Below are 5,559 nucleotides of genomic sequence, written 5' to 3'. Positions count from 1 at the left end.
CCGTCCCTGGCGTCATGCCTGATCTCTTTGTCCTTTTGTCACACTCCGTTTTTTTTATTTCCCACCCCTTATCCAAAAATGCGAAGAAAAAGAGATGGAAAATAGCGGGATTCCCGCTTTCGCGGGAATGACGAAAGAAGGAAGCGGCGATCAAGAAAGCTGCCCTCCCCTGAAGGGGAGGGCGTAGAGGCTGGGATCAGCGCGCGCCCATCGTGCGCAGGTGATCGCGCAGCGGGCCCCAGGCGGCGACCCCTTCGAGCACCTGGCCGTTGACGACGAAGGTCGGCGTGCCCTGGATCTGATATTTCTCGGAAGCGGCATTGGTGCCCTGTTCGAGCTTCGAGATATTGTCGACGTTGGACAGGCAGGCGTTGATCTGCTCGCCGGTCACGCCGCGCGACTGGAAGAAGGTGTCGAGCTTCAGCGCCTTGGCGAAGGCGGGGAAGCGCTGCGCGGGGGGCAGCTTCATCGCGGCGTCGGCGGCGGCTTCATTGCCCTTCACGCCCGCGAACAATTCCTCCTGCGACGCGAAGACATTGTCCTGCAGCGGGAAATAGCGGTCGACCGGCGCGCAGCGGATGATCGCGGCGGCGGTGGCGTCGAGCGGGTCGCGGATGAAATTATGAACCTCCAGGCTGACGCGGCCGGTGTCGATGAAGTCGCGCCGAAGCTCCTCGTGGCTTTCGGTCGAGAAGGCCGCGCAGTGCGAGCAGGTGATCGACGCGAATTCGATGACCTTGATCGGCGCGTCGGGGTTGCCCATCACATAGCCGCCGTCGTCATTTTTGCTGACCGTCTGCGACCAGCTCTTGCCCGCGGGGGCGGCGACCTTGGCGATGACGTCCTGCTTCTTGGTCTGGTCGGTCTTGGTCTCGCCGCACGCGCTGAGCGCGAGTGCGCCGAGCGAGGCGAGGAGGAGGATGCGCAGCTTGGGCTGGATCATGGTCGGGCTTTCCTTGGGCATGGAGAAGGGAGTGACAGGAGCGGGCTTTTACGAGCCCTTGAGCGCGGCGTCGAGTTTCGTTTTCAACATCGGCCAGGTGGTGGTCCCGGCATCGCGGCCGTTGACGAAGAAGGTCGGCGTGCCGCGGACATGATCCCCCGACAGCCCGATATTGGTCATGCCGGTCACTTCGGCCTGCGCGACTTCGCTGTCGAGGCACGCGTTCACCTGCGCCGCCGAATAGCCGCGCTTCTGCATCAGTGCGGCGAGGCCGGTGTCGGCCGCGATCTTGCGCGCTCGCTCGCTCGGCTCGCCCTGCGACCAGCGCGCTCTCTGCGCGTCGCTCATCTTGATCACCTTGTTCAGCCACACCGGCTGCGCGGCGAAGATCGCTTCGTGATTGCCCGCGAAGGCGCTCGCCGGGCCGCAGCGCGCGAGCAGCGCGGCGGTCAGGTCGACGGGGTCGCGGACGAGATTGCGATATTCGAAGAGGACGAGGCCCTTGTCGATATATTGCGCCTTGAGCGGCGCCGAGCCGAGCTTCGCGAAATCGGCGCAATGGCTGCACGTATAGCTGAAATATTCGACCAGCTTCACCTTCGCCCTGGGGTTGCCGACGACATAGGCGCCGATCGAATTGACGCTGACGGCCGCCGACCAGCGCGCCGGCCTGGCGGGTGTGGCCGCGACGAACAAAGTGAGCGCGGCCGCCGTCAGGGCGGCGATCGCGGCGCGGCGGGCGAGAGGCGTGGCACGAAATTTCGACATGGCGAAACCTTCAACTGATTTTGGGGATGTTCGACGGCCCCGCAAGCCCCGCCGCCATGCGTTCGAGCACGGTGCGCAGTTCCGGGTCGCCGATGTCGCGCAGACTGTCCCCCAGTTCGGCGGGTACGGGCTTCAGCATTGCCGGCTGCTGAACGGGAGCGGCGGGAGTGACCTGACCGTGCGTCATCCGCACCGTGGCGATCGCCGCATAGCCGAAGAAGCGGTTGACCGATGCGATGATGTCGGGCGTGACATGCTGGAGCATCGGGGCGTGCGCGCCGCTGATCGTCAGGTGCAGCGTGCCCCCTGCCTTCTGCCCGGCGGGAAAGCGGATCATCGCGGGCTGGGTCACGTCGGCGAGCCGGTCGCCGACGATCTCGCGCCAGCGGCTGACCACCGACGACTGGATGAAGCCGAATTTGCGGAAGGCGGCGCGGCCGATTTCGGGGACGAGGTCGGCGATCGAGCGCGCCTCGCCGCCGCGCGGCCGCTCATAGGGGCGCGTCTCGGGCTTCTTTGCCGCCTTCCTTTTGGCGCCTTCGCCCTTGGGAGTGTCCGCTTTCGCCATCGCCAACGCCATGCCATAGGCGGGGGGTGAGCGTCCAGACTTCCCCGAATTTCGCCGAGCGCCTGCTCGGCTGGTACGACCGCGCGGCGCGCGATCTGCCCTGGCGTATCCCGCCGGGCAGCGATGCGGTTCCCGACCCCTATCGCGTCTGGATGGCCGAGATCATGCTCCAGCAGACGACGGTCGCCGCGGTTGCGGGCTATTTCCGGCGCTTCGTTGAGCGCTGGCCGACGGTGGCCGATCTCGCGGCGGCCGACGACGCCGACGTCATGGCGGCGTGGGCGGGGCTCGGCTATTATGCCCGCGCGCGCAACCTGCTCGCCTGCGCGCGGACGGTGGTCGCCGGGCATGGCGGGGCCTTTCCCGATACCGAGGAAGGGCTGCGCGCCTTGCCTGGCGTCGGCGATTATACCGCGGCGGCAGTCGCGGCGATCGCGTTCGGCCGGCCCTCGGTCGTCGTCGACGCCAATATCGAGCGGGTGATCGCGCGGCACCGGCTGATCGAAACGCCGCTGCCCGCCGCGAAGCGCGAGATCCGCGCCGCGCTTGCGCCGCTTGTCCCGCAGGGGCGCCCCGGCGATTTCGCGCAAGGCTTGATGGATCTCGGCGCCACCATCTGCACCCCGCGCGCGCCGGCGTGCGGCATCTGCCCGGTGAGGACCGATTGCCGCGCGCGCGGGCGCGCCGATATCGAAAGGCTGCCGGTCAAGCCGCCGAAGAAGGCGAAGCCGCAGCGCTACGGCGTCGCCTGGTGGATCGAGCGGGACGGCGCGCTCTGGCTCGTCCGCCGTCCCGGCAAGGGGATGCTCGGCGGGATGCGCGCGCTGCCCGGCGGCGACTGGACCGATGCGGCGCCGCCCGAGTCCGGCCTCGTCCATGTCGATCATGGCTTCACCCATTTCGACCTGCGGCTGACCCTCGTCGCCCGCGAAAGCGCGCTTGCCGCAGGGGAAGGCGAATGGTGGCCGCTTTCGGCGCTTGACGCGGCCGGATTGCCGACGCTCTATCGAAAACTGACCGACAGGATGCGGGAGAGGATTGCATGACCATGATGATTTCGCGCCGCGCGATGCTCGGCGGAATCGCGCTCGGCGGCGCGGGGATGATAGTGCCGCGCGCGGCCTTCGCGTGGAAGGCCGACGGCGCGGCGCTCTATCCCGCGACCGATGCCTTCATCGAGGGTTTCGTCGACCGCCGCGAACTCGCGGGCACGCTCGCCGCGATCGGCAAGGCGCAGGGCGCGCTCGACGTCTTCGGCGCGGGGACGCAGGCGATGGACTCGGCGAAGGCGGTCGACGGCGACACGATCTGGCGGCTTTATTCGATGACCAAGCCGGTCACGGGCATGGCGGCGATGATCCTGATCGAGGAAGGCAGGCTGAAGCTCGACCAGCCGATCGCCGACATATTGCCCGCCTTCGCGAAGATGAAGGTGCAGAACACTCCCGACGGATCGCTGACCGACGTGCGCGACGCGAAGACGCTGATCACCGTCCGCCACCTGCTCACCCACACCGCCGGGCTCGGCTACAACATCATCCAGAAGGGGCCGCTGCGCGACGCCTATAATGCGGCGGGCATCCTCGGCGGGCAGGTCAGCCGGCTGCCGATCCCCGGCCTGCCGCAGAGCACGGCGGCGCCGAGCCTTGCCGAATTCGCCGATCGGCTCGCCAGGCTGCCGCTCGTCTATGAACCCGGCACCCAGTGGAGCTATTCGGTCGGGCTCGACCTGATGGGCCGCGTGATCGAGGTCGTGTCGGGGCAGCCCTTCGACGCTTTCCTGAAGGCGCGCATCTTCGACCCGCTCGGCATGACCAGCACGGGCTTTCAGGTCGCGGCGGCCGATGTCGGGCGCTTTTCGACCAACTATGCGCCGCTCGGCGGCGCGCTGCTGCCGATCGATCCGGCGACGAGCTCGATCTATCTCGACAAGCCGCCGATTCCCTATGGCGGCGGCGGCCTCGTCGCGAGCGCGCGTGATTACGACCGTTTCCTCGCGATGCTGCTCGGGGAAGGCGAGACGGGCGGCGTCCGCATCCTGAAACCCGAAACCGCGCGGCTCGCGATGTCCAACCTGCTGCCCGAAGGGGCGACGACGAAGAACAGCTTCGTCGAGGGTGAAGGCTTCGGCGCCGGCGGGCGCGTGTCGCTCGCTTCGTCGCCGACCGGCGAGGGCGTCTATGGCTGGGGCGGTGCGGCGGGAACGATCGCTTTCGTCGATCGCACGCGCGGCTACCGCGTCGGCGGCTACACGCAATATATGCCCTCCGAGGCGCTGCCCTTCCAGCGCGACTTCGGCAAGGCTTTCTACAAGGATGTGATGCCCTAATGCCTTTACCGCTCGGATTCACCGGCGCGCGGCTCGACCGCGCCGATCCGCTTCGCACCGATGCCGAGGCGTTCGCGGCGGCGACGCGCGATCCGCGCGCGACCTGTCTCGCGATGGACGGGATCGACCCGGTGCCGGGCGAACGGGGCGGGCTGATCTGGGAGCCGCTCGATCCGGCCGACGAGCGGCCGCTGCTGCTCCTCGGGATCGACGATGCCGGGGCGCCGCGCTTCGTGCGCGGTCCTGCGCCGGGGGCGCGGATCGACGCGCGCTCGCGCACCGTGATGCGGCTGCTGCCCCTGCTCTCGCCCGAAGAGGCGGCGCTTTACGGCGGCGCGCGCAGCCTCGTCGACTGGCACGCGCGGCATCGCTTTTGCGCGGTGTGCGGACAGGGAACCGAGATTTTTCGCGGCGGCTGGGGACGCAATTGCGGATCGTGCGGCGCCGAGCATTTCCCGCGCGTCGACCCGGTGGTGATCATGCTCGCCGAATATGAAGGACGGGTGCTCGTCGGGCGCCAGCCGGGCTTTCCGCCGGGATTCTTCTCGGCGCTCGCGGGCTTCGTCGAGCCCGGCGAATCGCTCGAGGAAGCGGTCGCGCGCGAATTGTTCGAGGAGGCGGGCATCCAGGTTTCGGACGTCAGCTATGTGGCGAGCCAGCCCTGGCCCTTTCCCTCGTCGCTGATGATCGGTTGCCGCGCGGTCGCGCGCGATCCCGCGCTGACGCTCGATGCGACCGAGATCGAAGCGGCGATGTGGGTCGACCGCGCCGACGTGCGCGCGGCGCTTGCGGGCGAGATGGGCGCGAGCTTCATGGCGCCGCCGCCGCTGGCGATCGCGCGCTATCTGCTGGAGGATTGGGCGGGGTAGAGCGCCGCGCTCATAATCTGACCCACCGTCCCGTTCGTGTCGAGCGAAGTCGAGACACCCATCGGCATAGCGCTGCCCCGAT

At 68.2% G+C, this 5,559-nt stretch carries 6 protein-coding genes; 3 read left to right on the top strand and 3 right to left on the bottom strand.

Annotated elements, in window-relative coordinates:
• Positions 1-196: 196 nt before the first annotated feature.
• Genes OJI97_RS08555 through OJI97_RS08545 form a run of 3 tightly spaced genes read right to left on the bottom strand, consistent with a single transcriptional unit; the run spans position 197 to position 2,279 of the window.
• Complete coding sequence (locus OJI97_RS08555; RefSeq protein ID WP_297662637.1) at positions 197-943, bottom strand: thioredoxin domain-containing protein; 747 nt, start codon at positions 941-943, stop codon at positions 197-199.
• A 48-nt stretch (positions 944-991) separates the two neighbouring features.
• Positions 992-1,711 carry a thioredoxin domain-containing protein gene (locus OJI97_RS08550; RefSeq protein ID WP_297662636.1) on the bottom strand — a complete coding sequence of 240 codons (720 nt, stop codon included), beginning with the start codon at positions 1,709-1,711 and terminating at the stop codon, positions 992-994.
• 10 nt (positions 1,712-1,721) lie between these two features.
• A complete protein-coding gene (locus OJI97_RS08545; protein WP_297662635.1) occupies positions 1,722-2,279 on the bottom strand; it encodes a DUF721 domain-containing protein in 558 nt (185 codons plus the stop codon).
• 26 nt (positions 2,280-2,305) lie between these two features.
• On the opposite strand from OJI97_RS08545, the gene OJI97_RS08540 reads away from it, so the two are divergent.
• The 3 genes from OJI97_RS08540 to nudC are packed head-to-tail and all read left to right on the top strand — an operon-like array spanning position 2,306 to position 5,477.
• Complete coding sequence (locus OJI97_RS08540) at positions 2,306-3,325, top strand: A/G-specific adenine glycosylase (protein WP_297662634.1); 1,020 nt, start codon at positions 2,306-2,308, stop codon at positions 3,323-3,325.
• Positions 3,322-4,608 carry a serine hydrolase gene (locus tag OJI97_RS08535; RefSeq protein ID WP_297662633.1) on the top strand — a complete coding sequence of 429 codons (1,287 nt, stop codon included), beginning with the start codon at positions 3,322-3,324 and terminating at the stop codon, positions 4,606-4,608. Before OJI97_RS08540 ends, OJI97_RS08535 begins: the two co-directional genes overlap by 4 nt.
• Positions 4,608-5,477: an NAD(+) diphosphatase gene (gene nudC / locus OJI97_RS08530; protein ID WP_297662632.1), complete on the top strand. Its 870-nt coding sequence runs from the start codon at positions 4,608-4,610 to the stop codon at positions 5,475-5,477. Before OJI97_RS08535 ends, nudC begins: the two co-directional genes overlap by 1 nt.
• Positions 5,478-5,559 lie beyond the last annotated feature (82 nt).

The organism is Sphingopyxis sp., from assembly GCF_025869345.1.
In the GTDB taxonomy this organism is placed as follows: domain Bacteria; phylum Pseudomonadota; class Alphaproteobacteria; order Sphingomonadales; family Sphingomonadaceae; genus Sphingopyxis.
The sequence above is the reverse complement of the archived record's forward strand: the minus strand, read 5'-3'. Positions and strand labels throughout refer to the sequence as shown.

Excerpts from the sequence above, each read along its gene's own strand:
- OJI97_RS08555 (WP_297662637.1), bottom strand. The coding sequence starts at position 943 with ATGATCCAGCCCAAGCTGCGCATCCTCCTCCTCGCCTCGCTCGGCGCA.
- OJI97_RS08550 (WP_297662636.1), bottom strand. The coding sequence starts at position 1,711 with ATGTCGAAATTTCGTGCCACGCCTCTCGCCCGCCGCGCCGCGATCGCC.
- OJI97_RS08545 (WP_297662635.1), bottom strand. The coding sequence starts at position 2,279 with ATGGCGAAAGCGGACACTCCCAAGGGCGAAGGCGCCAAAAGGAAGGCG.
- OJI97_RS08535 (WP_297662633.1), top strand. The coding sequence starts at position 3,322 with ATGACCATGATGATTTCGCGCCGCGCGATGCTCGGCGGAATCGCGCTC.
- nudC (WP_297662632.1), top strand. The coding sequence starts at position 4,608 with ATGCCTTTACCGCTCGGATTCACCGGCGCGCGGCTCGACCGCGCCGAT.